The sequence below is a fragment of the Kyrpidia sp. genome (assembly GCF_023512215.1).
Lineage (GTDB): Bacteria > Bacillota > Bacilli > Kyrpidiales > Kyrpidiaceae > Kyrpidia > Kyrpidia spormannii.
The window spans coordinates 1-1,134 of record NZ_JAILZZ010000123.1 but is presented as its reverse complement, the minus strand read 5'-3'; the positions used below and the strand labels follow the sequence as shown (position 1 = coordinate 1,134).

The window sequence follows — 1,134 nt, the reverse complement described above, 5'->3', positions numbered from 1 at the left end:
CTTAAACCTCTTTTGGAGAACTATCTTACTTTTTTGCAGGAGACGACAGCAAATCATGTTTCTTGAGAACAATCTGCTGCATCTGGCGGCCCGGTCCTGCCACGTTCTGGATTCCCCGGAATTGGACGAGGAGCCGGGCCGCGTTCAATTTTTGGCGGCGAAAAACGGCGCAATGACGTGCAAGGTTTTCGCGGATACTGCCGAGTTCCTATTCCACAGCCGGTACGATCCTCTTGCCGAGGCGAAACGAATGGTGGCCGCTCAGCTCGGGAGTCAAGAGCTTTCGTCCAGAATCGTTGTGTACGGATTTGGCTGCGGTCATCATATTCGCGCCTTGCTGGAACTGTTGCCCGCAGAGGAAGTCGAAGTGGATGTCGTAGAGACGAATGTGTCTCTCTTCAAGCAGATCTTAAAACACGACGATTTTACAGACCTGATCGGCGACGATAGGGTGCGATTCACGGTAACAGACCGTCCGGCCCGGCTGGCGGAACGGGCGGCCGAGTGGGAGGCGGTCGCGCCGGCATGGATCATTCATGAACCGTCCCTTCGCGTGATCCCGAACCACTTGGATGGGTTTCGCCTGGCCTTGGAAGGGCTCCTGGCCCACCTTAAAAGTGTGATCGCTTTCCGTCCCTTGATGGAAGACAATTTTGCCGCCAATGTTCGCCTGGGGTTGTCGGGCATAGGCCGGTTTATCGGGCAGTTCCCCGACGTGCCCGCCGTCCTGGTTTCCGCCGGTCCGTCTCTGGTCAAAAATGTGGACTTGTTGCAGGAGGCGAGGAAGCACTGCTTGATTGGGTGTGTCGGCACGGCGTTGGGGCCGCTGCGTCAGCGCGGCGTGGTGCCGGACTTCTTCATGATCACCGATCCCCAACCGAAAGTGATCGGACAGGTGGAGCAAGCTCCGCCGGACATCCCCATGTTTGTTCTCAGCACCGTTTATCCAGGCGTACCGGAGGGGTACGGGGGGCCGCGGTTTATCGTCTACCAAAAGGACTATCCACCAGCCGAAGAATGGGCATCAAAGGTCGGAGAACCTTTGGTTCGAACCGGTGGTTCCGTGGCCACCACCCTGTTCGATGTGCTGGTTCAAATGGGTTGCGATCCCATCTGTCTGGTGGGTCAGGATCT

The 1,134-nt window shown here is 57.1% G+C and carries 1 protein-coding gene; it reads left to right on the top strand.

Going from position 1 to position 1,134, the window contains the following annotated elements:
* Positions 1-55: 55 nt before the first annotated feature.
* The coding region (locus K6T64_RS16795; RefSeq protein WP_288011401.1) for a motility associated factor glycosyltransferase family protein at positions 56-1,134 on the top strand (1,079 nt) is incomplete at its 3' end.